A 24,763-nucleotide genomic window follows, 5' to 3' on the forward strand; every position below is an offset into this window, starting at 1 on the left:
AGTTCAAGGAAAGAAACTAGTGACGATTGGCTAAACCAACCATGACATTTGTCACAATGAAGGAGTCTCCTATGACGAACTATCGACCACTCACCGAAGCGGGCTTTTTCCTCGCTATCTCATTGTTCTTATTGGTAAACCAAGGATTTGTTGCTGTGCAAGTCATCTATCTGCTGATCGCTGTTTTATTTACTGGCGTCAGTTATTTGCTGCCTAAGAAACCAAGCTGGTTTTTTCAAGTTATTCTGTTGCTGCTATGTGCCTTTTGGCCAGCGCTTGCCCTCTTTTTGCCCGCAATGATGCGGGTGATCGCTCCAAAAGAAAGACAAGATGATGGTTTATTCCTATTAGGTTTTTTGTTGATTTCGACGGTTGGCAACCATTCACCCACTGAGCTCGCCTTTATCATCCTGCTACTGCTTTTCGCTTTTTATTTACGAAAAAAAGAGCAGCGAATGATCGATCTTGAGAAAAAATATATTGCTTCAAAAGATACCCATTGGGAAAAGCAGCAGCAGTTATCGGAACAAAACAAAGCATTAGCCCTGTCACAAGAGACAAAATTAGCCTTACAAATCGCGGAAGAACGAAATCGAATCGCGCGAGATATCCATGACAATGTCGGCCATCTACTTTCGAGTGCCATTTTACAAATTGGTGCGCTTGAAATGATCAATCAAGAGCCGAAATTAAATGTGCCGTTAGCAAATTTGAGTGCAACGGTTCACACTGGGATGGATCGCATTCGGCAAAGCGTTCATGATCTCCATGAAACATCGATTTCTTTTCCGCAAGCCATAGAGTTTCTGATTGCTGATTTTCCCTCTTCCGTAACGATTGAAGGAAACTTGTTTGAAGGATTGAGCGAAGCACAGCAAAACTGTTTCTTAATGGTCATCAAAGAAGCCTTGACCAACAGCATCAAACACAGTCATGCCAAAACCGTTGTCGTGCATTTTCGAACGCTGCCCGCCTTTTACCGTTTGCAAATCACCAACGAGGACGTCAATTCACCCCAAACTGCAAACAGCGGAATCGGTCTGAAAACGATGCGTCAACGGGTCCAGGAGCTGCAAGGTCAAGTTCATATTTTGCAAGAAAACCAACGCTTTCAGTTGACGATCATTTTACCAAAGGAGGAACACCAATGATTACTGTAGTCATTATTGATGATGACCCGTTTGTGACGACCTCGTTACAAACCATTCTTGAAAGCACAGAAGAGATTCAGGTGTTGGGTATCGGTCATTGTGCCAAAGACGCCATTGCTCTTTACGAAGCCCATCGTCCTGACGTTTTGTTGACCGACATCCGTATGCCGGAACAAACTGGGATCGCTGCTGCCAAAGAAATACTGGCTAAATTTCCGCAAGCGATCCTCTTGCTTTTGACCACCTTCAAAGATCAAGAATACATTCGTGAAGCCTTTTCTATCGGTGTCAAAGGATATTTGATCAAACAGAACCTGCAAGCGATCATCCCTTCTGTCAAAGCCGCATACAATGGGCAAGTCGTGTTTGGGAATGAGATCGTCGAGACCTTCACGCAAATGATGAAGAACCAACCAGCGATAGATAATCAAGCATCTTTTAGCGAACGTGAACTTGCGATCATCAAAGAAGTAGCAGCGGGTAAAAATAATAAAGAAATCGCCGATGCCTTGTATCTAAGTGATGGAACCATTCGTAATTACATCAGTCAATTACTAGAAAAGCTGGAGTTGCGGGATCGCACGCAATTAGCGATCTATTATTATCAGCATTTAAAGTAAACCTCATCGATTGCAAAAAAGCCTGAAGAATGCGAAGCTGCATTCTTCAGGCTTTTTGTTTTCTATTCGAATATCCGACTGTCGTAGTTTTTTGGTGGACAAGCTATGGATTTCCAGGACTGCCAAGATTCGTTGGATTATTCGGTGTGTTAGGCGGAAAAATCGGTGCCTTATCTAACGTTTTTTCTAAGCCAGATTCTTCCCGATCGCCTCGTTCTGACTCAGGACTTTCATCCAATTTGAATTCTTTTTCCATCTCATCTAACTTTTTAAAGTCGTTGCCAGATTCTTTTGCTAATTTTGCTAATTTATCTTCGGTTTCTTTCGCCATAACGTAACGCCTCCTTTTGATTTTAGCTTAGCATAAGAAGCTAAAAAACCAAAAGAAAGCGCTCACTAACGACCCTTTTTTAGTATTTTCTCATCTTTGAATCATCCATTTTTTGTGGGCATAAAGTCGTATGGAGAACAATCCTTCATGCCAATCATTGGATCCACTAAATGCTTTTTGACCATCGTTAAAGTCAATACACCATCGTTTGGTGTTTCTTCGATGAGTGCTTCTTCCCCCGTGGTCCCTTCACTTAGAACCTTATCCCCTGACAGAGGTTTTGCCGTTTCTGTCTGATTTGATGCTGACGGCTCCGTCTCGGCAAAAGCAAACAAATCAAGCCCACTATCTGAGGTCTTTTCTACCGCTTGCTTGTTAGCAGTAACTTCAGTGCTGGATTGCTCCTTTATCTTCGTCGAAGACGTTTTTACTTTCGTGTCAACAGAGGAATCATCATAAAATGGATCATCCGCTTCTTCAAATTGGGCCAATTTTGCTCGTTGCAACGGCGTCATTTTTTCTGTGCCATTGATGCGTTCTTTCAGCGTCGTTAAACGAGTCGCAGATTCGTGGTTGACACAAGTTTGGTACGCTTGTGGTTCACCAAGTAAAATCAGCATCTCTTTGCTGCGGGTCACAGCAGTATATAGCAAATTGCGCTGCAGCATACGTTGGTATTGATGAACCATCGGCAAAATAACCATTTGAAATTCACTGCCTTGAGATTTATGGATCGAACAACAGTAGGATAACGTGATCTTGTTCCATTCATTCCGCTTATAGGTCACTTCGTTGGCATCAAATTGAATGACCAGCTCGTCGATCTTGTCTTCCGACTGTTTGGCTAGAGTGATCCCAACGATTTGACCCATATCGCCATTAAACACGTTATCTTCAGGAGAGTTTACCAACTGCAAAACCTTATCGCCGATACGATACACCGTATCATTGAAGGTCACCTCTTTTTTGGTCCCATCATTGGGGTTAAAAATCTCTTGCATCATTTTATTAAGAGCATCGATACCCGCTGCCCCACGATACATCGGTGCCAACACTTGAATATCTTGCGGCGTATAGCCTTTGTCTTTTGCCCGTTTCACGATTTGAGCGATCAACGGTTCGATTTTGTAAGCATCACACGCAAAGAAAGAACGATCTTTTTGGTTTTGTGTAAAATCAGCAGGCAGCTGCCCGTTTTTTATGGCATGGGCGAGTGGAATAATACTTGACCCGTCTCCTTGACGATAGATTTCCGTCAATTCTTGTTTCGGGATCGCATCGATCGCTAGCAAGTCATGAAGGACTTGCCCTGGTCCCACAGAAGGAAGCTGATCTTTATCCCCCACAAAAATCACTTGCATGTTCGTAGGAATCGACTTAAAGAGGGTATTCGCCAGCCATGTATCCACCATAGACATCTCATCGACGATCAGTAAGCCGCCTTCTAATTCTTTTGGACTGATCGATGGCGCTTTTTCACGTCCGTTCAAGCCTAACAAACGATGAATCGTACCACTTGGCAAGCCAGTCGTTTCGTTCATTCGTTTGGCGGCTCGACCAGTCGGTGCTGCCAAGAGAATCGGAAAGGTTTCGTCGCTGTATTTTGATGGCTCTAAGTCCAAATCATTCAATTCAGCAAACAATTGTACGATCCCATTGATCACCGTCGTTTTCCCAGTACCAGGTCCTCCTGTCAAAATAAACAATGGCGAACGAATGGCTTCTTTGATTGCTTCTTCTTGCGAAGACCCATAGGTGATGCCTAAATGCTTCTCAATTTTTCGCAGCGTTTTGCTGATTTTTTTCTCAGGATACACGATCTCTTTTTTGCGGGAAAGCAAGCGTTCGATGGAACTAGCGATTCCCCACTCAGAAAAGTACAAACTGTTTTCGTATAAACGAGTTTCTTCTTGCTGGATTTTTCCTTCTTCCACTAATTGAATGATCGTTGATGCCAGGTCGTCTGGCGCGATCTCAATAGGTCGACTCGTCTCTAATAAACGCAGTGTCTGCTCTAACAAGTCCTGGGCGTGGATAAAGGTATTACCCGTCTGCAAGGATTGGGCAAAGATCTGATGCAAGACTGCCGCTCGAAACCGTTGTGGTGACGAAGCTTCGATCCCTAGCTGCTCAGCGATGCCATCTGCGCGTTTAAAGCCAATGCCTTCAATGTCTTCCACCAGCTGGTAAGGATTTTCTTCGATAATTGCTAATGCTTCATTTTTGTAGGCTTGGTAGATTGCAAAAGAAAGCTGACTACCAAAACCATAACGGCTCAAACCAACGATCACTTGATCCATCCCATGATTTTGCCGAACGGTATCTAAAATCATTTTTTGCTTACTTTCATTCAATCCTGGAATCTGCTCCAACAATGTTGGTTCTTCCAGCATCCGATCGATCGCTTCTTCTCCTAAAAGATCAACGATTTTTTCAGCGGTCTTCTTACCGATCCCAGGAAATTTTTCTCCAGAAAGATAGGCGATCAACCCTTGTTCAGAGGTCGGTTGTTCTTGTTGGTAGCTTTCGGCCTTCAACTGGACGCCATACTTGGGGTGATTGACCAGCTCACCAAAAAACCGATACTTTTCCTCTTCTTGGATATCGCCGAAACTACCAGTAACGACGATCTCCGAGTCTTTGTAGTCGGCATTATTCTCAGTGACTTTAACTAATAGTACTTTATAAAAATTGCTGGGATTCTGGAAAAAGATGGCGGCAACATGGCCGACAAAAAACGTTCTTTCTGGAATCATGGTGCCGCTCCTTTCATGGTTTACAATAAAGCGTCTAATCCTGCCTGATTGCTTAAAAAGCTTGCTTCATTCCAAAGTTTTAGTTCAAAAGGCAATACTTTTTGTTCATTCGTCTCTAATAAGCTAACGCTGTTATTGACTAATCCACCTTGCTCTCTTAATTCGGCTAATGGTTTGCCTGCAAGCCACTGTATAGCAGCCGTAAAGGATGCTCCATGACCGACGAACAATAATGGGCCTTCATGCTGCATCACCGCATCCATGACGACGGTCTCGATTCGGCTCAATGTTTCTTGGATCGGCTCACCTTTAAAGGCACTGGGATCGTATCGATCCAGGTGATTACGCAAATCAGTCAGTTGTTGGGGATACTTCTCATGCATTTCATCGATGGACCGACCTTCCAATTCACCGAGTCCGATTTCTCGCAGGTTCTCATTATAAATGATTTCAACAGGGTGTTGGAGTCTTGCTTGGATCTCTTGGGCAGTCACTTTTGCTCGCAAAGATGTACTTGAGTAAATCTTCTCAAAAGGAATAGCTGCCAGATAATCACCGAGTAATTTGATCTCGTCATAACTTTCTGGCAATAACGGCGAATCCCCCAGCATTCCTTGAAAGCGGCGTGCTTGGTTCCACTCTGTTTTTCCGTGACGGGTAAAGTATAATTGCATCGAAAAAGCCTCGCTTCTTAGTCTAATTTGTCGTTCTCGTAATGATGCGTCAATTCCAACTTTGGGAAGCCTTGCTGCCGCAAAACTTCATAAATGATCAACGCAGCCGTATTTGAAAGATTAAGGGAACGAACGTGCTCATCATTCATCGGGATCCGCAAGCATTTTTCGGCATGCTCTCGCATAAAGCTTTCTGGAAGCCCCGTCGTTTCTTTCCCAAAAATGAAGAACTGATCGTCATCTGCGGTGTAATCGACATCAGAATACACGCGATTGGCAAATTTCGAGATCAGGTACAACGGACGCGCTCCTAAAAAGTCCATAAAAGCAGCTAAATCTTTATAATAGGTAATATTGACATCATGCCAATAATCAAGCCCAGCACGCTTCAATTGCTTGTCATCCGTTGAAAAGCCTAAAGGCTCGATTAAGTGTAAATGAGTATTTGTTGCTGCACACGTCCGTGCAATATTCCCCGTATTGGCTGGGATCTGAGGTTCAAAAAGAACGATGTGATTCATAGATAAAAACTCCTTTCGATCGGATATTGCCGATCGGTTCTCGCATTGATTTGTGTCGTTAAACGTTACGTTTTCCATTGCATGCTCAATAACTACTTCAATAACTTCTATAGTACCATATTTTGGCGCGCTTGTTTTTCTAGAAACAACATTTTTTGGGCGCTTTTTTGGGCATAAAAAAAACGTACCAACTCGGTGTCGATCACTGCGAGTCGTTACGTTAGTGAAGCTCTTTTCACTAACTTTTATCAGAACAGGAACCTGATAAAAACCAATGAAAAATGACTTGAGAACAATATATCACTCCCATGGCATGATTGCAAGAGTAAATAACAAAAAAGTTCAAAATATTTTCAGGAAATTTTCGCAATCAACACCTCAACATCAACCGTAATCTGTGTCAAAGGGGTTTGTCGCAGCTTTTCTTTGCGTTCCTCCGAAGCCCCCCACTCTAACGGGGACATGGCAAGTAAATCTTGACGATTTTCTTCAGGGATCGCAAAAACATGCGTCACTCTTTGACGGGATGCGTTGGGATAGTGTTCAAAAAATTTGCTAACGACCCGTTCATTCGAATACTGCTGTTTTGTTTCGTTATCAGGATAAAAAGCGGCTCGTAGTTCTTTTAAATAGTCCGCCGCAGGAACCACTTTGATCAGCTGTCCGCCTTTTCTTAGAATGCGGTTAAACTCCCCATAATTTGACGGCGAAAATAGATTGAAAATCGTATCAAAGCTCGCTTCAGCAAACGGCAGGTTGGTCAGATCCGCCACACACCAAAAAGCTGGTACGTTTTGATTGGTTGCTAGATAGACTCCGTCCTTGGCAATATCAAAGCCGACAGCCGCCTGAGTCTTTTCATTGACCAGCTGAGCCAGAAAACTGCCTTCCCCGCAGCCAACATCTAAAAGATTCTTAGCATCTCCCAAAGCTGCTTTGATGGTCTCAAGGACTGGTGCATACATGCCGCTAGCGATCATTCGTTGACGCGGCAAAAACAGTGCTTGATCATAATCTGCTTTGACTTGATGATCCAAAAAGAAAAGTGTGCCTTTCTTTGATAAGTCAAATCGATGACGATTTGGACAAACCAAGCCATTTTCGGTCGGGAAAAATGCTTGGCGGCACAATGGACATTCAAACAAGTGATAATGGGCGTTTAAAAATAGGCGCCCGCGATCGATTTTTTTTAACATTCAACTTCCCTCATCTCTGCTCTACTTTAGCATATTCTTGTGGTAGAATGCTAGTGGATAGAATAACAAATCAATTGAACACCCATCAAATGGAGGTAAATCATGTTAAAAGAATTTTGTGCAGAAAACTATACCAATATTCCCTTAGCAATCGCCCGAGGTGCAAAGCGCATCGAACTCTGTGATAATTTAGCAGTCGGCGGAACAACACCAAGTACCGGCGTGCAAGAAGAAGTTCTGCAATATGCTGGCGAAAAAGGAATACCCGTTATGACGATCATTCGACCTCGGGGCGGTGATTTTGTTTACAATGATACAGAATTGAAAATCATGCATACCGACTTGATCGAAGCAAAAAAATTAGGAACAGACGGCGTTGTTCTAGGTTGCTTAACACCTAGCGGCTGGTTGGACGAAGAAGCATTGGAGCTACTGTTAGAAACCGCAGAAGGCTTGCAGGTTACTTTTCACATGGCATTCGACGCGATTCCTGCAGCGCGCCAATTCAAGGCGATCGATTGGTTAGCTGAGCATGGGGTACAGCGGATTTTGACCCATGGTGGTGCTGCAGGCACTCCAATCGAAGCAAATTTCGATCGTCTGAAAGAATTGATCGCCTATGCTGGTGAGCGTTTAACGATTTTACCTGGCGGTGGCATTTCCTTTGAAAATGCCCAAAAAGTTGCCGATACACTAGGTGTAAAAGAAGTTCATGGAACCAGAATCGTTGACCTTAACGATTGAGCTTGAAGGACACAAAGAAATCCCCACAAACGATGCGTTTCTATCGTTTGTGGGGATTCTTTTAGATCGCTTGCAATAAGTCGTATTGTGATTGATACAAATGGTGATACAAGCCTTTTTGTGCCATTAGCTGATCATGGTTACCCGATTCAGCGATTGTCCCCCCTGCCACGTAAAAGATTCGATCAGAATTTTTGATCGTGGACAGTCGGTGAGCGATGATAAATGAGGTTCTGCCTTCTAACAGCTTCAACAATCCTTCTTGCAGCAATTCTTCTGTCTTCGTATCGATACTTGAGGTCGCTTCATCTAAGATCAAAATTTTTGGATCAGCCAACAACGCTCGGGCAAAGGAAATCAGTTGCCGTTGCCCTGCAGATAAAGTACTTCCTCGTTCTTCGACGACGGTTTGATAGCCGTCTTTCAACTCCGTGATAAAGTCGTGGGCACGGACGATCTTCGCTGCTTCGATGATCTCTTCTTCTGTCGCATCTAATTTTCCATAGCGAATATTCTCTATGATCGTTCCTGAGAAAATAAAGGTATCTTGCAGCATGACACCCATTTGTGAGCGCAGCGATTCCAGCGTCACGTCACGAACGTCCATCCCATCCACTTTAACACTGCCTTCATTGACATCATAAAAGCGGCTCAGCAAGTTGATGATCGTGGTTTTCCCTGCACCAGTAGGACCAACCAAAGCAATACTTTCCCCAGGTTCAATGTGGAAGTTAACATCAAAAAGAATGTTTTTGCCTTCTTCGTATCGGAAGGTCACGTGTTCAAAATCAACGGTCCCTTTCATCGTCGGCAATACGTTTGCATCAGGTTTGTCTTCGATATCTGGGACTTCATCCATCGTTTCAAAAATCCGTTCAAGATAGGCTGTTGCTGTAATCAAAGAATTATAAAAATTCCCGATATTGATGACTGGATTCCAGAAATTATTGATATAACTGATAAAAGCGATCAGAGTACCTGTGCTGACATCGACACCGATCTGACGAATGCCGACAAAATAAATCAAACAAGTCGTAATGACTGAAATGTTTTGCACCCCTGGCCACATCAGAAACTGAATTTTGACAGCTTTCATCCATGAAGTCCGGTAATCATTGCTGACTTCTTGGAAGATCTCAGCATTTTCTTCTTCTCGCGCAAAGGATTGAGTAATCTTGATACCAGCAATACTTTCATGAATGTAAGCATTTAGATTGGATTGTTTATTACTCAACACCTGATAGGCTTTGCGCTGGTTATTCTTGATCACCATCACCATGATGAACAAAATTGGCAGCAACGCAAGGGAATACAAGGTCAATTTGAAGTCGATCGCAAACATAAAGATCAAGGTGATGATGACGTTGAAAACATCCGAGATCAAATTGATCAGGCCGTTGCTCAATAGGTCACTCAGTGTATTGATATAGTTTACGATGCGAATCAAGATCTTGCCGTGGGGCCTTGTATCAAAATAAGAAAAAGGCAGTCGCTGCAGATGTTCAAAAATATCAAAGCGCATATCCTTCAATACGTCTTGACCAATATTCGTAATATGGTAGATACGGTAACGCATGCAGACGCCGATAACGATTAAGGTCACTAGAAAGGCAGCTCCTAGAAGCAGCAATTGGTTGACATTTTTCTCAGGAATCGATGAATCGATCGCGATCTTTGTAAACACGGGCGCCAACATTCCTGCTAAGTTTGCCAGAATGATCGTAAATAGTACTTTCGCAATACTTCTTTTATAAGGAACGACATATTGTGACAAGCGTTTGAAATCCTTCCAGCTAAACTCCTGGTCTAATTCCTCATCCACATCAAATTTATTTCTCGCCATCGTCTTCACCTCCTGACAAGCCTAATTGTTTTTGATACACTTCGTAGTATTTGCCCCGCAGACTGACAAGTTCTTCATGGGTCCCTTGTTCAACGACTCGTCCTTTTTCCATCATCAGAATCTGATCGGCTTCTCGAACAGAGGAGATCCGATGCGCAATGATAAACGTCGTTTTCTCTCCTGTTAATTTTGTCAGCTCCTGTTGGATCTTCGATTCTGTCTCCATATCGACGGCAGACGTCGTATCATCCAAAATCAAGATCGATGGATCTTTGGCTAAGGCCCGTGCTAGGGAGATCCGTTGTTTTTGTCCGCCAGAAAGCCCCACACCTCGCTCGCCCACGATCGTTTCATAGCCTTGAGGCATCCGAGAAATAAAGGTATCTGCATCAGCGACTACCGCCATTTGCCGAATAAAGCCTTCATCAGCTAAAGGATTTCCAAAAGCAATGTTGTCGGAGATGGTATTGGAAAACAAGAAAACATCTTGCATCACCATTGAAATGTTTTCCCGCATTTGGCGCACGGGATACTCTTTGGCGTTTTTTCCATCAATCAATACTTCCCCTTCAGTGGGATCATAAAAGCGTCCAACCAAATTCACTAACGTCGTTTTCCCTGACCCAGTTTCCCCTAAGATCCCTAACGTTTGGCCAGGGCCAATTTTGAAGTTGATGTTTTCCAACACATTTTGATTCGGATCATCCGAAAAGTGGAAGGAAACATCTTTAAACTCTACAAATCCTTTGATTGGCTCTAATTTTTCTTGTTGATGAACAGGAATTTTCGATTCTTGCGCCAACATTTGCCGAATTTTGATACAGGCTGCAGAAAATCGCTGAACATCGTTGATCAACCAACCACTCATGCGCATAGGATTATTCAACATCCAAAGATAGCCATTAAACGCAACAAGATCCCCTAATGTCATCTCGCCGTTGATAACGAAGATCCCACCCAAAATCAAGGCAATGACTGACAAGCTTCCTGCTAAGCCGTCAAGCCATGGCAGATAGGTACGGGAAACTTTGGCAGATGCCATGTTGCGGGTCTTAAAATCTTCGTTGTAGGAGCGAAATTTTTCGATCTCAAAATTTTCACGAGCGAAGGCTTTTACGACCCGATTGCCGCCAATATTTTCTTCTACCATTGAGTTCAAGCGCGAAAAGCTCTCACGAATGTCAAAAAACAACGGATGTGCTTTCTTAGACATGCGATTGGTCAACAGAAATATGATCGGTGTGACAGCCACCAGCGCCAACATCAATTTCCAATCAATAAAGCTCATAACCACCACCGCTGAAAAGAACCACAAGATACATTCAGCGATATTGTAGGTCACCCAAGAAACAAAGTGGCGAATGGCATCGGTATCACCAGTCATCCGTGCCATAATATCTCCCACACGAGTATGATTGAAAAAGTCGAAATCCAATTCTTGCAGCTTCTGATACAAATCTTCCCGTAAATCGTATAGCGTATTTTGCCCGACCCGTTCAAATAAAATTTGATAACTGTAGCGGACAATGGTACGAATGACGGTCGTTGCGATCATGATCAACAATAATGGAATCAATAAGTGCGTTTTTTGCTGATTGATGACATCATCGATCACCATTCCTCCCAAGTACGGATTAACAATGATCAGCGCTGCATTGATCACTAAAAACAGGACTGCCAATATGATTTTTCCCCGGTTCTTTTTGGCATAGCGCCAGATCCATTGTGTATTACTCATCTAATTCCCCCTCTCGTTGTTAAGCTTAGCGTTTTGAAAAGCGATTTGAATGGTTTTTCTTACTCATTTTGATGTAAAATATTAGTAAGAAGCACCATTCCCTTTTTTTACAGGAAATAAGCACCCAATTGGAGTGAATCAGCCATGAATTTAGTTAACCCTCGCACGTTTAATCCAGAAATCATCTATCTCTTTGACCCATGGACGCAATCAGAAAGTCATGGAGAAATGCACCATCATGACTTTTTAGAAATCAGCGTCTTATTAGAAGGAGAAAGTACCTATTATTTTGAAAAAGAACCAGCGAAAAAAATCCGTGCTGGCAGCGTCATGCTTTTCAATCCTGGCGTCGATCACTGCGAATTGCAGCCTAAGGGCACTCGCTCCCATCAGCTGCATATTGGTTTAAAAAATATTTCTTTGGAAGGGTTTAAACGGAATTTTTTCCCTAACAAACACCCCTTGTTGGAGCTAGGCAAATACCATCATCAAGTTTTGGAAAAAGCCTGGCAGTTGGTGAGAGAAAGCAGTGAAGAGCGGGATGAGTTTCAATTGATGCAAAAGGCTGTTTTGATGGAGATGCTCGTCTACATTTTACGTGGACTAAATGAAGACCATATCAATGTCGTGCCTTACCTTTCCAAAAGCCAACGACGACAACAACAGATCGTCAACTATACGGTCTATTACTTGGAAAATCATTACAAAGAAGAAATCACGTTAGAGAAGCTCGCACAGGATCAATTTCTCAGCCCAACGTACCTTTCAAAGATTTTTAAAGAGGCGACGGGTGTCAGTCCCATCAACTACTTGATTGAGATTCGCTTAAAGCGTGCCAAAGACATGTTAAAAAATGAAAACCTCACGATCAAAGAAGTCGCCTCTGCTGTGGGCTATCAGGATGCTTATCACTTTAGCAAGTCTTTTAAAAAACTTTATGGTGTCTCTCCTTCTGGGGTATTGCCAAAACCAAAAAATTAAAGAGCAAGCCGATGACCTTCCTTCGAATGAAGAATCATCGGCTTGCTCTTTTTTGTTCATTGAATAAAATAGTTCATAAAAAGACTGGCAATGTTGAAGTAGATCAAAACACTGGTCAAATCGCTAAGGGTCGTGATAAACGGACCACTTGCCACTGCTGGATCAAAACCCAGCTTGTCCATCAGCGTCGGGATCAAACTTCCCGCTAAGTTGGCTACTGTGATGGCACACATCATCGCCATCCCAATCACAAACCCTAGAATCGGATTTTGTTTCCAGACAGCTACGATAGCAAAAATCGTCAATCCCGTGATGGCACCTGTGAACAGTCCCGTCAGCACTTCACCGACCACCGTCTTCATAAAGCTGTTTTCTTTGTCGTCATTGATCGCCAGACGACGAACGGCTACGGCTAAGGATTGGGTACCAGCATTACCGGCGGTCCCAGTGATCAGTGAGATAAAAACAGCGAGAATACTTGCTTCGCTGACCAACTCTTCATAATGACTGATCAGACTGGCGGTGGCCATTCCGAGAAAGAGTAAGGTGATAAGCCAAGGCAAGCGTCTCGAAGACGCTTTGATCGGGTTCTCACTGACTTCTTCCACATTGACCCCTGCCAAACCAGAGTAGTCACTGGCTGCTTCATCATCGATAACGTCGATGATATCATCGACGGTCACGATCCCTAATAGGTGATCGTCATAATCGGTGACTGGCAATGCGAGAAAGTCATAATCTCGGAAGGTCTGAGCGACATCCTCTTGGTCATCTCCAACATGGACCGACATCACCCGCTCGTTCAAAATATCAGCGATCATGGTATCTTCATCATTGATGATCAAGTCTCTTAAAGAAATAACGCCCACAAGCTTATTATCAGTATCCACGACGTAAATATAGTAAATCGTCTCGGCAACATCTGCGGCATTTTTTAAGACATACATCGCTGAACGAACCGTTTGGTTGGCAACAATGGAAACAAACTCGGTAGTCATCAGCGATCCAGCAGTTTCATCTTCATAGTGCAGCAGCTCTTTGATTTCGCTAGCAGCTTCAGCGGTCATCAAACTCAAATATTTTGCTGTTTGTTTTTTATCCAGAGTATTCAGCAGGTCAACCGCATTATCGGTATACATTTGCGCCAACATATCAGCCGCATAGGCGGGGCGCATCTCTGAAAGATAATCCACCATGTGTTCATCATCTTCTTCAATGACGTCAAACATGTCTGCCAATTCTTTCGGGGAAAGATACGTATAGACGATTTGTCGATCGGCTGCTTCTAGAGATTGGTAGAACTGACCCTGCTCGTAGATATGCAGATCCAAGAACGCCTCACGAAATCCCTGGATATCATTGTCTTTTAATGCTTGATTCAGTTGATCAAACCGTTCAGTTAATTCTTGATTTTCATCCAATCTCTTCACCTCATTTGTTATTACCTATCCATGGCTGAGCAAACAGCGGCCATGTCTGCTGTTAAGGGCAGCTTAAAAGCCAACGGTTCATTCGTAAAGGGATGCTGAAATTGCAGCTGACAGCAGTGTAATGCTTGTCGTTTGATCCCAAGAGCCATTGTACCGCCATACATCTCGTCTCCTAATAAGGGACAACCGATTGCAGAAAAATGGACCCTTATTTGATGTGTCCTGCCTGTGTGTAACTGAATATCAACTAAAGCGCAATCTGAATTACGTTGTTTTAGCCAATACTCCGTCCGTGCTTCTTTTCCTTCGTCACTGACCTTGCGTTTCAATAGTGACGTCAGGTCCCTAGCAATCGGCAGCTCAATCTCACCATGGGCAGAAAGTGCGGGCAGTTCACCAGCAACGAGGGCTTGATATTTTTTTACGACCTGCTTCTTTCGCAACTGGCTATCCAGCTTCGCATGGGCAAACCCATGTTTTGCAAAAAGCATCAGTCCTGATGTGTCACGGTCTAACCGCGTGACTACATGAATCACTTGATCTTCATAGTGCTGCGCTTGATAGTAGGCCTTGACGCGATTGGCCATCGTGCCAGTCGGATGATATTGCGCAGGGATCGATGAGATGCCTGCTGGCTTATTCACGACTAACAGATGGGCATCTTCATACACGATCTCAATCGATGTCGGGTCAGCCAGCATCGTCTCATGTTCCCCTTCAGGAGGAATTACAATAGTTACCCTATCATTTTGCGCCAAAGAAAACAAGACGTTTTGCTCGTGATCGTTGACAAATATCTTTCCGCCTTGAAATTTGATTTTTGCTAACAGTCCTTTGGACACCCCTTGTTCCTTCAAAAAGTATTTGACTTGCTGTCCTTGTCCAGTATAGTGATACGTAAATTCCATGGGTTTATTCTTCTCCAATAAAGGAATCTTTGACCCGATTCCAAAAATGCATATGCCGATAAGACGCAAAATGAATCCGTTCATCGGCAATACGGTAATAGATAGCATCGATTTCTTCTTGTTCGATGGTAAACTGATCGATCGTCACTAAATAGTCGGTGCTTTGCTGCAGTTGTACTTTGACCCATTCATGGTGACCCACGACGATCGGCGAACCAAGGGTCCGAAAGACACGATTGTTCAACGAAGCAATCTCTGCCAATTGAAAGGCATTGATACTTGGGTGCAAGACTGCCCCACCAACACTCTTGTTATAAGCAGTGGAGCCGGTGGGCGTTGAGATCGATAAGCCATCGCCGCGAAACTTTTCAAAGAGGTCTTCTTTAATAGAAATATCGGCAACCATCGTGCGATTGCCGCGCTTGATCGTTGATTCATTCAATGCTAGGAAATGCTTGTCTGATTTTCCATTCGCATACGTGATACGGACATCTAATAACGGATAGCTGACGCTTTTTTGATGGTCATTGCATAATGACTTGACTAGTTCTTCCAATTCATAATCTCGCCAGTCCGTGTAAAAGCCGAGATGACCCGTATGGACGCCTAAAAACTGCACTTGATCCAACTTATGATTGTACAAGTGAAAAGCAGAAAGGAGCGTGCCATCTCCACCAACAGAAATCACTAATTCAGGATTTTCTTGATCGATCATATTTTCTGATTGTTCTAAAAGCTTAGTCAAACGCTTTGTCACTTCTACCGACTTGCTTTCTTGATTATGGACGATTGCCACGCGGATACCTTTCATTCCGTTTCCCCCTTTGGCAACGGGTTCTGATCATGTCCGCCTCGCTTGCCTTTCCCATGTGAAAATAACCGTTGTGCCTCTTGGATCTCTTCACGGATATTGGACATTTCTTCATCTAGCTGATAGGCGGCTTCTGCCGACCGACGTAGCCGTTCACTGATTTCAGCGGGAAATTCCCCTTGGTATTTGTAGTTTAATGAATGTTCGATCGTTGCCCAAAAATTCATCGCTAGTGTCCGAATTTGAATCTCAGCTAAAATAATTTTTTCCCCGTCGATCAGTTGAACGGGATATTCGATCACTAGATGGTACGAACGGTAACCACTGGCTTTTTTATTGGTGATATAGTCCCGTTCAATGATCACTTTCATGTCTTTACGTGTACGCAACAGTTCAACGACTTGGTGAATGTCTTCCACAAATTGACACATGATTCGCAAGCCAGCGATATCAGACATCTCTTCTTCAAGCCGATCCAAAGCAATCCCACGTAATTTACTTTTCGTTAAAATGCTATCCACTGGCTTGACCCGCCCAGTGACAAATTCAATGGGAACATGCTTGTTTTGTTCCCGATATTGTTTTCGTATGCCTCTTAATTTTACTTTTAATTCTGAAACCGCCTGTTCATAAGGCGCTAAGAATTCTTCCCAATCTCGAATCATTCTTCTCCCTCGATTCTGTTCATAACATACCTCTTATTCTACCATACTCTTGAAATAAAACTGAATGAACAGAAGAGCAGAAACAAAAGATTTTTTGTCTCTCCCCCAACATCTCTGCTTTTCTTTGTTTGGTTTCTTTGACGGAATAGCTGAAACATCGTACACTATGGTTGCAATAGAAAGAGAGTGAGAAACGATGGTTGAACAAGTAGAGATTGAATATAAAACAATGTTGACGGAAAAAGAATACCACCAGCTGCTTGCTTATTACAATTTGTCAGAAGAAGCATTTAAGATACAAACCAACTACTATTATGATACGGTAGATCATAAGCTGCGGGAAAAGCAATTCGGCTTGCGCATTCGCACGACTGCTACCAATGCGGAATTAACGCTAAAAACCCCCATTGAGCACGGGTTATTAGAGACGACTGATCCTTTAACGATAACGTCCGCAGCTTCATTAATTGCTTCAGAAAAAATTCTACCTACGGGTATCGTTGCTCAGCGCCTAAGAGCGGCAGGTATCGAGCCTGACACGTTATGTATGATCGCAGTATTAAAAACGAAACGGGCGGAATTTCCGGTTGAAGCAGGATTGCTCGCGTTAGATGAAAGCTGGTATGGTCAACAGCATGATTATGAGTTGGAGTTAGAAGTCAACGAGCCGATTAAAGGAAAAGATGCCTTTTACTCCTTGTTACGTTCCTTTGGCGTTCCTTACCGACCAGCGAAAAACAAGATCATCCGTGCCGTTGAAGAAAAATCATAGTAAGCTGTCCTTTTGCTTACTTTTTTCGCGTTTTTTTGCTATATTTAATAAAACATACTTATTTTGTTTTTCAAGGTACAAAAGAATCTTAATTGGGGAGAGATTCAAATGATCGAACTGTTTTTATTTATTAATCCGATTGGGCCTATTTGTTATGATATCGAAAAAGAGATTCTCAATAAATTAAACACGAGCCGCAAAAAAATCCATTTGCAGATTCTACCTTTCGTTAACTTGTTTTCCGTAGGTGTCTCAATGGACTATTTGTCCATGAATAAGGCGGATTTGGTCTTGCGAAATGAACAGACCAACCAAATCTATGCTGCATCACTGGACTATAAGGCAGCTCAGTTGCAAGGAAAAAAAATTGCTCGGGATTTCTTGTTGAAACTGCAACAACGGATAGGGATCGAAAGACAAGAATATAGCGATGCCTTAGTGAAAGAATTATTTTCTGAAACGAATGGTGATTTAGAGATGTTCCTAGAAGATCGATCCTCTGAGCTAGTGAAAAAGAACTTTGCCACCGATCAGTGTGTAGCCAAAGATATGGGCATCACGATCACACCCTCTGCTGTGGTGTATGATTTTTCAAGTGAAGAAGAATATGGGGTCCTTTTAGAAGGATCAGAGGAACTGAGAAGTCTTCCGCTCGTCTGTGGTACAGCAACAGAACTCGATACATTTTTGCAAAAAGCTCAGTCTTTGAAAGCACCAAAACTTTCCACTATTCATGAAATTGATCGCGGGTTGATTCTTTTATGAAACCCTATTCAATAGCGACGCTGCGCAGCGAGCCAAACGATGATCTTGTGTTTGGCTCGCTGCGCAGCGTTTTTTATTGTGGACGAACAAAAAAACAAACCAATCCTTTACGGATTGGTTCGCTTTTCAATTATGCTTCAATTTCTTTGACAAGTTCTTCCAATTCATTCAAGCGTTGTTCAAATACTTTCATCGCGTCTTCAATATAATCTGCTTTTGTCATATCGACGCCCGCTTTTTTCATGACTTCGATTGGATAATCACTGCGTCCAGCTTTCAAATAGTTCAAATAGTTAGTTAAGGCATCTGGTTCACCTGCTAAGATTTTCTTCGCTAAAGCTGAAGCTGCCGAAAATCCAGTTGAATACTGGTAAACATAGTAATTGTAATAGAAATGCGGAATGCGTGACCACTCAAGACGAATCTCAGGATCTTTTTCAACAGAAGGTCCGTAGTATTTTGCATTTAACTCGGCATAGTTCTCGCTTAAGAATTCACTGGTCAACGGTGTTCCTTTCGCATCTTCCACGTGCATGAAGTGTTCAAACTCGGCAAATTGCGTTTGACGGAAAATCGTTCCTTTGAAGCCATCGAGAAAATGATTCAAGACATAAGCTTTGACCCGTGGATCTGTTTCAGTCTGCAGCATATACTCTGTCAAAATATTTTCATTGGTGGTTGAAGCGATTTCCGCTAAAAAGATCGAATAATCGCCATAGGCATAAGGCTGGTTATTGCGTGTAAAGTAACTATGCACACTGTGTCCCATTTCATGAACAAGAGTAAAGAGTTGATCCAATCGATCATTCCAGTTCATCAGGATATATGGCAGCGTATCATAGGCACCAGAAGAATACGCGCCACTGCGTTTGCCTTTGTTTTCAACGACATCGATCCACCGATTGCTGAAGGCTTCTTCAACCACTGCAAGGTATTCTTCACCTAATGGTTTTAACGCTTCTTTCGCTTTTTCGACAGCTTCTTCATAGGTATAACGAATAGGCGCTTCCCCTAAAATTGGCGTATAAACATCATACATATGCAACGTATCGACAGCCAATAGGCGTTTTCTTAATGCCATATAACGATGCAACAATGGCAGGTGCTGGTTGACGACGTCCACTAATGTATCGTAGACACTTTCAGGAATATGGTTGGCACTCAAAGCGGCTTGCCGTGCCGAATCAAATTTGCGGGCTTTTGCTTTAAAGTTATGGGCTTTGATATTGGTGCTTAATGTTTGGGCAAAGGTATTGCGGAATTGCTCATAGACACCATAAAGACCTTTAAAGGCTGCTTCACGGACAGATCGATCCGTGCTTTCCATCAACTCACCGTATACACCATGAGATAACTGTACTTTTTCCCCGTTTTCGTCTTCAACTACTGGAAAATCCAAATCAGCATTGTTTAAAACAGAAAAAATGTTGCCAGGTGCCCCAAAAATTTCGCCAGCACCAGCTAATAACGCTTCTTGCTCCGCTGGCAAGACATGTGGACGCTCGTTGATGGTTTTTTCGATCATATGACGATAAACAGCTAGTTTCGGCTCTTGATCGAAATAGCCCCAAATCGTTTCATCAGACATTGTCAATAGCTCAGGATCAAACCAAGCAACGGCTTCACTTACTTGCGCAACTAAACTGCTAGCTTTCGCATATAAGCCTTGATAAGTCGTATTAGCGGTATCTTGATCGTTTTTCAAATGACTGTAAACATACAGCTTCTCCAAACGGCGAGAAAGATCTAAGACAAATTCTAAAGCTGCTAAAAAGGCTTGCGGCCCATCGGCTAAAGTGCCTTGGTAACGACTTGCTTCTTTGACTTGTGCTTGGATCTCTTGAAATTCTATGTCAAAAGCCGCATCATCGGCATAGATTTTCGTTAAGTCCCACGTTTTTTCGACTGGAATCGATTCACGTGCTGGTAATTGTTTTGTTTCTGACATTCCCTTCACTCCTTGTTCATTGGTTAAAAATATCTTATCATACTTTTCAGTGAAACCAAATCATTGGCTTAAAAAGAAACCGAATTTTCTAAATATTGGCATTCTTGAAAGAGTCCGCGCAAAATTTCCCGTTGATCCAGTAACGGGAATTGCCATTGCCAATCCAGCTGCCGCAGCCGTGCCACCCATTGATCAAAACGAAGTGGACAGTCACTTAAATAAAGAAAGCGAAAAACCAATATTCGATGCTCAAATAAAATGCCAAAGCTGCTTGCACAATAGCACCACATAGGCAGCTGGGAGACATTGCCTTTTAACGGATACAATATTTCTTGAATCTCACGGATTTTGGGTTGGTTCTTTCGCAGTTTTTGTATCAACCACACCTGATAGTCTGCAGCAAGCCACTCAGGGGGACGGTGGTCGTTTGATCTTTGTCCTTTGCACAAAGGGCGAAGTGTTTCTTTATGGTAAGGCGCCCCTTTTCGAGCATCGCTTTGTTGACTGCTGACTCCTTCTTGATAGTGCCAGTTGATATGTTCTAACTTCATTAAGGATTGATTTTGCGTATCAATCAGCCACAAACAAAAACCAGTTGCCTGATAACTACAGCAGGCTTTTGTCAAAAGTGACCATTGGCGTTTCGGATGCAATTTCTCCCCTAAGATCCACCATGGTCGATAGCTGTTTGCTAAATACGTGCTGGTTCTTTCAAGAAATCGTGAAAACTTGAGGGAAGAACACTGTACTTCAATGGCGATATTCTTATAACAAAGGTCAGGACGCTGTTGGAGTTTAGGCAAAAAAGCTTCGATCTCAATCCCTGTATCTTGAAACCATTCAAACAATAGTTGTTTGGCTTCCAAGTGTTCCTTCGTCTCCCCTTCGCTGTAAGTCTGACAATCAGCAGTTGCTTGATGGGCAAAGTGGGGCTGTCGTTTGGTTCCTTGCCGCAAAGTCACTTCTTGGTGACACCCTGGGCAATAAAAAGGGCCTGATGCTTTCTTTCTCCCTTTCGCTGCAATGACTTCTTTTCTTTGGTTCAATGCTTTCAGCATCTAACTCACCTCAATAAAAGATACGCCATTTTCATCAAACACAATTGAAAAAGCCAAGAACATTAGCAACATGTTCTTGGCTGGAAATGAATTTCATTCATTAATCATTCTTGAAGTAGAAACGAGTCAATTCAAGTGCATCGTTTTCCATGATCAACTGACCATATTCAGATAAAACCTCTGGCGTCACTGATGTCCGTTGGGCAAATTCCATCAAATAAGAAAGTGCGTTCTCCACTTCAATATCAGTAACCTCTGCATCCATGAATCGAATTTCAATATAATAATGGTTACCCATTTGGTAAAGATTGGTTGCAACGGAATCCAAATATACTTCGGATGCCAATTGAATCAAATCTTCGAATCGCAACAACTCGAATACAAAACGATTGCCGATGTCTTCTGCTTGCTCTGACTCTTGTAATTGAGCCGCCACATGCTTTTTCAACATGTCGGTAATGTCTTCATTCGCTTCATCGTTCATCTCATCAAAATTTTCCATTCCTTCTGGTGGAAGATTTTTGCTAATAAACAATTCTAACCCATCGCCTTTAGGCAAGACTTGGAAAGTTACAGCTTCACTGCCCTTAAATTCTTCGTCAATATCAACTTCTTCAAGAATACTGTAAAAGAAGTTTTCAATTTCATTGTGATTTCCTAGAAGGTCAAGAAAAGTGATGCCTCTCGCAGCTAAGTCTTCACTTTTGATCAATACACGAATGGTGTTCTCATTGATATGTTCCATTTCCATATTAGCTACACCTCACTTTTGCTACTCACTATAGGTTCATTGTATCGAAACCTGATAAAAAGTAAAGAGAAAACGAATATCCTCTTAAGAAAAACGTAAAAACTCAAAAAAAGACTCACTTTCAAAGAGAAAGCGAGTCGATGAAGTCAAATTTATAATCCTGCCATTAATTGCGCTTGTCTTAGTTCGAGTTGGCGAACATCCCTAGGTAAGAACCGACGAATTTCATCTTCGTTGAACCCAACTTGCAATCGTTTTTCATCAATCATGATCGGACGACGCAATAATCCTGGGTTTTCTTGAACAAGTGTCAATAAATCTTTTAGGGGCAGGTCATCTAGATCCATATTCAACTTTTGGAATACTTTGGATCTGGTGGAAATAATTTCTTCTGTGCCATCTTCTGTCATTTGTAGAATTGCCTTAAGCTCAGAAATATTTAACGGTTCTGAAAAAATATTTCTTTCAACAAAAGGGATTTCGTGCTCTTGTAACCACGCACGAGCTTTGCGACAAGATGTGCAACTTGGGGAAGTGTATAGTGTCAACAACGTGCATCTCTCCTTTTTAATTTTCAATCAAGCAAGTCCTGTTCCCTCGCTTGATTTCAATTATACAGGTTTAACTAAAAAAAATCTAGTCTAAATCTCATATTTTTTAATAAAACTCGAAAGTTATATTAAAAGCGAAACCTTTAAGGCAAAAGGTTTCCTTCAAAAAGTTTGTTTTTAAATGAGAAAACTCAAATTTTTTTTTAATATTACTCCTTTTATACAACAGTGTGTCAAAGGTGTATCAAAAAGATGTCAGAATATTAAAATATTCTTTTAACAGAAGGCAACGTTTTTTAATTTCCCTTCGACAATTACAGATGTAATCAAAAAATGAGAGAAAAACCAAGGCCATCGCTCAATCGTTTTCAAAAGAACTTTTTCACGATCCTTCCTTAGCCGAGAAACGATCGCGCTACAATGAAAATGGATGTTATTTTTTTGTACGAGTAATCGCAACCACTCTCTTTCTTCTTTGTTTTATTGTATCACATTCCTTTTTAATCAGAAAACCATAGAAGCATTTCTGTCATAATCTGCTATAAAACAGCAGCAGAAATGAACATCTGCTTATAAATGAAAAGGGTTTCTCACAAAAAACTCAGTAAAAAACGATCAATCCAAGAAGCCAGCCAATTTGTTGCTTGGTCACTGACAAAGCATAATAGACTGTACTATTCTTGAACTGATCGTTTACTATGTCTTTCTTCTAAGCAAGTGCTGGGTCTCGGTCACGAGCGAATTGAGCATCATGCAATGCACGATAATGCCCTTTTCTCGCCATCAACTCTTCATGGGTTCCTTCTTCTAAGATCCCCTTCTCACTAACGACAATGATTCGTGTCGCATGTTTGATCGTCGCGAGGCGATGGGCAATGATCAAGGTTGTACGCCCATCTGCCAAAGAATTCAATGATTCTTGGATCACTTGTTCCGTTTCGGTATCTAACGCTGAAGTTGCTTCATCTAGAATCAAAATCGGCGGGTTTTTCAAGAACATCCGAGCAATCGCTACTCGCTGCTTTTGGCCACCGGATAATTTGACGCCTCGTTCACCGATGACCGTATCCAAGCCATCCGTCATTTGATCAATGACTTTTTCTAAGTGTGCCAATTTGACTGCCTTTAAAATCTCCTCTTCTGTTGCATCAAGTTTGCCATAAGCAATATTTTCTCGAATCGTTCCTGGGAAAAGAAAAACATCTTGCTGCACCGTACCAATCTGCTGACGTAAAGATGCCAAGGTCATCTCCTGAATATTGATGCCATCAATCGTAATGGCGCCTTCCGTGACTTCATAAAACCGCGGCAACAAGTTGCATTACGTTGTTTTCCCTGAACCACTTTGCCCAACGAAGGCGATCGTCTCACCCGCTTTGATCGACAAGTCGATGTGATTCAAGACTTTCGTCGCATCCGCATAGGAAAAAGAAACATCATGGTAGACGATGTCTCCCTTTAAGGAAGTTACTGCCCGTGCGCCTGGCTTGTCTTTGATCGTCGGTTCTTTATCCAACTCTTCGGTCAAGCGTTTGAAGCCAGCGATTCCTTTCGGATAGCTTTCGATCATCGTATTAACCTTCTCGATTGGTCTAACAAAGACATTTGACAATAAAATAAACCCTACGAACTGACCGTTCGTCAGTTCACCACGAATCACGTAGTAGGCACCAAAGATCAGAGCAAACAAGTTGATCAACCGAATCAAGAAATAATTGTACGCTGAACTGATTGCCATTACCTTATAAAAAAGGATCTTAGACTGTCGATAAATCTCACTTAACCCGTCAAAGCGTTTATGTTCAAACGTTTCATTGGCAAATGATTGTGTCACTCGAATGCCACTGACAGATGCTTCCACTCCGGCGTTGAACTCACCGATATTATCATAGATCTGTGTGTTGACTTTGGTCATTTTCTTATTGAAAAAAACCAAGGCGATCGTGATCAAGGGAATCAACGCAAATGTTGCCACAGCTAATTGAACATGCATATTTAACATCAATAGGAATGAACCGACCAAAGTCATGATGGTAATAAAAACATCTTCTGGCCCATGGTGAGCGACTTCAGAAATCTCAAAGAGATCCGTAGTCAAACGACTGATCAGCTTGCCAGTCTTTTGATTATCATAATATTCAAAAGATTGCGTTTGCAGATGTCGAAATAACTCTTGACGCATATCAGTTTCAATATTGACCCCAAGTTTATGACCATAAAAAACCACGATATATTGCAACACAGTATTGATCACATAAAACAAGAACAATCCTAAGCATGCCAACAGTATTAGGCGAAAGTTGTTCTGGGGCATGATCTTATCGATTACTTGGTTGACGGCAACTGGAAAGGCTAGTTCCAATAAACCAGCAAATACCGCACAAGTAAAGTCGAGTATAAATAGTGACCGATACGGTCGATAATAACGAAAAAACCTTTTTAACACATTTCCCCCTCCTCAATAGCTTTCATTATAAGCAACTCTCAGTAGAAATGCAAAATGAGAAACATGTGAAAATGGGTAAAATTCACTATAATTTTGAAAACCT

Annotated in this window: 21 protein-coding genes and 1 pseudogene; 6 read left to right on the forward strand and 16 right to left on the reverse strand. The window is 42.2% G+C overall.

All coding sequences use genetic code 11. The features are described from left to right. Positions 1-41: 41 nt before the first annotated feature. On the forward strand, positions 42-1,151 hold the full coding sequence (locus IGK14_RS10160) for a sensor histidine kinase (protein WP_370447897.1): 1,110 nt from the start codon (positions 42-44) through the stop codon (positions 1,149-1,151). Further along, complete coding sequence (locus IGK14_RS10165; RefSeq protein WP_010749438.1) at positions 1,148-1,771, forward strand: response regulator transcription factor; 624 nt, start codon at positions 1,148-1,150, stop codon at positions 1,769-1,771. Before IGK14_RS10160 ends, IGK14_RS10165 begins: the two co-directional genes overlap by 4 nt. Positions 1,772-1,874: 103 nt before the next feature. Here IGK14_RS10165 and IGK14_RS10170 read toward each other — a convergent pair whose 3' ends face one another. The 5 genes from IGK14_RS10170 to IGK14_RS10190 form a co-directional block, all read right to left on the reverse strand. Next, positions 1,875-2,102 (reverse strand): cold-shock protein, encoded by a 228-nt coding sequence (locus IGK14_RS10170; RefSeq protein ID WP_438712172.1) that lies wholly within the window; start codon positions 2,100-2,102, stop codon positions 1,875-1,877. 101 nt (positions 2,103-2,203) lie between these two features. Next, positions 2,204-4,858, reverse strand: a complete 2,655-nt coding sequence (gene recD2 / locus IGK14_RS10175) for an SF1B family DNA helicase RecD2 (RefSeq protein ID WP_010749437.1) — start codon at positions 4,856-4,858, stop codon at positions 2,204-2,206. Between the two features lie 20 nt (positions 4,859-4,878). Beyond that, positions 4,879-5,532 carry a histidine phosphatase family protein gene (locus IGK14_RS10180; RefSeq protein WP_005229730.1) on the reverse strand — a complete coding sequence of 218 codons (654 nt, stop codon included), beginning with the start codon at positions 5,530-5,532 and terminating at the stop codon, positions 4,879-4,881. Between the two features lie 17 nt (positions 5,533-5,549). Next, on the reverse strand, positions 5,550-6,053 hold the full coding sequence (gene trmL / locus IGK14_RS10185; protein ID WP_010749436.1) for a tRNA (uridine(34)/cytosine(34)/5-carboxymethylaminomethyluridine(34)-2'-O)-methyltransferase TrmL: 504 nt from the start codon (positions 6,051-6,053) through the stop codon (positions 5,550-5,552). Between the two features lie 353 nt (positions 6,054-6,406). Beyond that, positions 6,407-7,249, reverse strand: coding sequence for a methyltransferase domain-containing protein (locus IGK14_RS10190; RefSeq protein WP_010749435.1), 843 nt, complete (start codon positions 7,247-7,249; stop codon positions 6,407-6,409). Positions 7,250-7,351: 102 nt separating this feature from the next. Between IGK14_RS10190 and IGK14_RS10195 the strand changes: the two genes are divergently transcribed. Further along, positions 7,352-7,993: a copper homeostasis protein CutC gene (locus IGK14_RS10195; RefSeq protein ID WP_010749434.1), complete on the forward strand. Its 642-nt coding sequence runs from the start codon at positions 7,352-7,354 to the stop codon at positions 7,991-7,993. A 61-nt stretch (positions 7,994-8,054) separates the two neighbouring features. Here the strand turns inward: IGK14_RS10195 and IGK14_RS10200 are convergent, their stop codons facing one another. Further along, positions 8,055-9,836 (reverse strand): ABC transporter ATP-binding protein, encoded by a 1,782-nt coding sequence (locus tag IGK14_RS10200; RefSeq protein ID WP_010749433.1) that lies wholly within the window; start codon positions 9,834-9,836, stop codon positions 8,055-8,057. Continuing rightward, positions 9,823-11,574 (reverse strand): ABC transporter ATP-binding protein, encoded by a 1,752-nt coding sequence (locus IGK14_RS10205; RefSeq protein ID WP_010749432.1) that lies wholly within the window; start codon positions 11,572-11,574, stop codon positions 9,823-9,825. Before IGK14_RS10205 ends, IGK14_RS10200 begins: the two co-directional genes overlap by 14 nt. Before the next feature lie 144 nt (positions 11,575-11,718). Here IGK14_RS10205 and IGK14_RS10210 point away from each other — a divergent pair, with 144 nt between their 5' ends. Next, positions 11,719-12,555, forward strand: a complete 837-nt coding sequence (locus IGK14_RS10210) for an AraC family transcriptional regulator (RefSeq protein WP_010749431.1) — start codon at positions 11,719-11,721, stop codon at positions 12,553-12,555. A 56-nt stretch (positions 12,556-12,611) separates the two neighbouring features. Here IGK14_RS10210 and mgtE read toward each other — a convergent pair whose 3' ends face one another. Genes mgtE through IGK14_RS10230 form a run of 4 tightly spaced genes read right to left on the reverse strand, consistent with a single transcriptional unit; the run spans position 12,612 to position 16,369 of the window. Then, on the reverse strand, positions 12,612-13,976 hold the full coding sequence (gene mgtE / locus IGK14_RS10215) for a magnesium transporter (RefSeq protein WP_438712176.1): 1,365 nt from the start codon (positions 13,974-13,976) through the stop codon (positions 12,612-12,614). Between the two features lie 20 nt (positions 13,977-13,996). Next, on the reverse strand, positions 13,997-14,893 hold the full coding sequence (locus tag IGK14_RS10220) for an RluA family pseudouridine synthase (protein WP_010749429.1): 897 nt from the start codon (positions 14,891-14,893) through the stop codon (positions 13,997-13,999). Positions 14,894-14,897: 4 nt separating this feature from the next. Beyond that, entirely contained in the window at positions 14,898-15,695 is a 798-nt protein-coding gene (locus IGK14_RS10225; RefSeq protein WP_174273007.1) for an NAD kinase, read from the reverse strand. A 5-nt stretch (positions 15,696-15,700) separates the two neighbouring features. Then, the gene (locus IGK14_RS10230; RefSeq protein ID WP_005229708.1) at positions 15,701-16,369 is read right to left on the reverse strand and encodes a GTP pyrophosphokinase; all 669 of its coding nucleotides are present in this window, start codon (positions 16,367-16,369) and stop codon (positions 15,701-15,703) included. Between the two features lie 196 nt (positions 16,370-16,565). Between IGK14_RS10230 and IGK14_RS10235 the strand changes: the two genes are divergently transcribed. Together IGK14_RS10235 and IGK14_RS10240 are read left to right on the forward strand one after the other, a co-directional pair. Continuing rightward, a complete protein-coding gene (locus tag IGK14_RS10235) occupies positions 16,566-17,141 on the forward strand; it encodes a CYTH domain-containing protein (protein ID WP_010749427.1) in 576 nt (191 codons plus the stop codon). 108 nt (positions 17,142-17,249) lie between these two features. Next, on the forward strand, positions 17,250-17,906 hold the full coding sequence (locus IGK14_RS10240) for a ClpXP adapter SpxH family protein (protein WP_010749426.1): 657 nt from the start codon (positions 17,250-17,252) through the stop codon (positions 17,904-17,906). 130 nt (positions 17,907-18,036) lie between these two features. On the opposite strand, the gene pepF is transcribed toward IGK14_RS10240, so the two are convergent. The 5 genes and pseudogenes from pepF to IGK14_RS10265 all read right to left on the reverse strand — a co-directional run bounded on the left by pepF (position 18,037) and on the right by IGK14_RS10265 (position 24,660). Further along, complete coding sequence (pepF, locus tag IGK14_RS10245) at positions 18,037-19,854, reverse strand: oligoendopeptidase F (RefSeq protein ID WP_154694520.1); 1,818 nt, start codon at positions 19,852-19,854, stop codon at positions 18,037-18,039. 68 nt (positions 19,855-19,922) lie between these two features. Further along, positions 19,923-20,912 (reverse strand): competence protein CoiA, encoded by a 990-nt coding sequence (locus tag IGK14_RS10250; protein WP_010749424.1) that lies wholly within the window; start codon positions 20,910-20,912, stop codon positions 19,923-19,925. Positions 20,913-21,012: 100 nt separating this feature from the next. After that, positions 21,013-21,663, reverse strand: a complete 651-nt coding sequence (locus tag IGK14_RS10255) for an adaptor protein MecA (protein ID WP_010749423.1) — start codon at positions 21,661-21,663, stop codon at positions 21,013-21,015. 152 nt (positions 21,664-21,815) lie between these two features. Further along, positions 21,816-22,214, reverse strand: a complete 399-nt coding sequence (gene spxA / locus IGK14_RS10260) for a transcriptional regulator SpxA (protein ID WP_003127030.1) — start codon at positions 22,212-22,214, stop codon at positions 21,816-21,818. 709 nt (positions 22,215-22,923) lie between these two features. Beyond that, positions 22,924-24,660 (reverse strand): annotated as a pseudogene (locus IGK14_RS10265) (ABC transporter ATP-binding protein). Positions 24,661-24,763 lie beyond the last annotated feature (103 nt).

The organism is Enterococcus sp. DIV0970a (assembly GCF_051711265.1).
In the GTDB taxonomy this organism is placed as follows: domain Bacteria; phylum Bacillota; class Bacilli; order Lactobacillales; family Enterococcaceae; genus Enterococcus_D; species Enterococcus_D casseliflavus.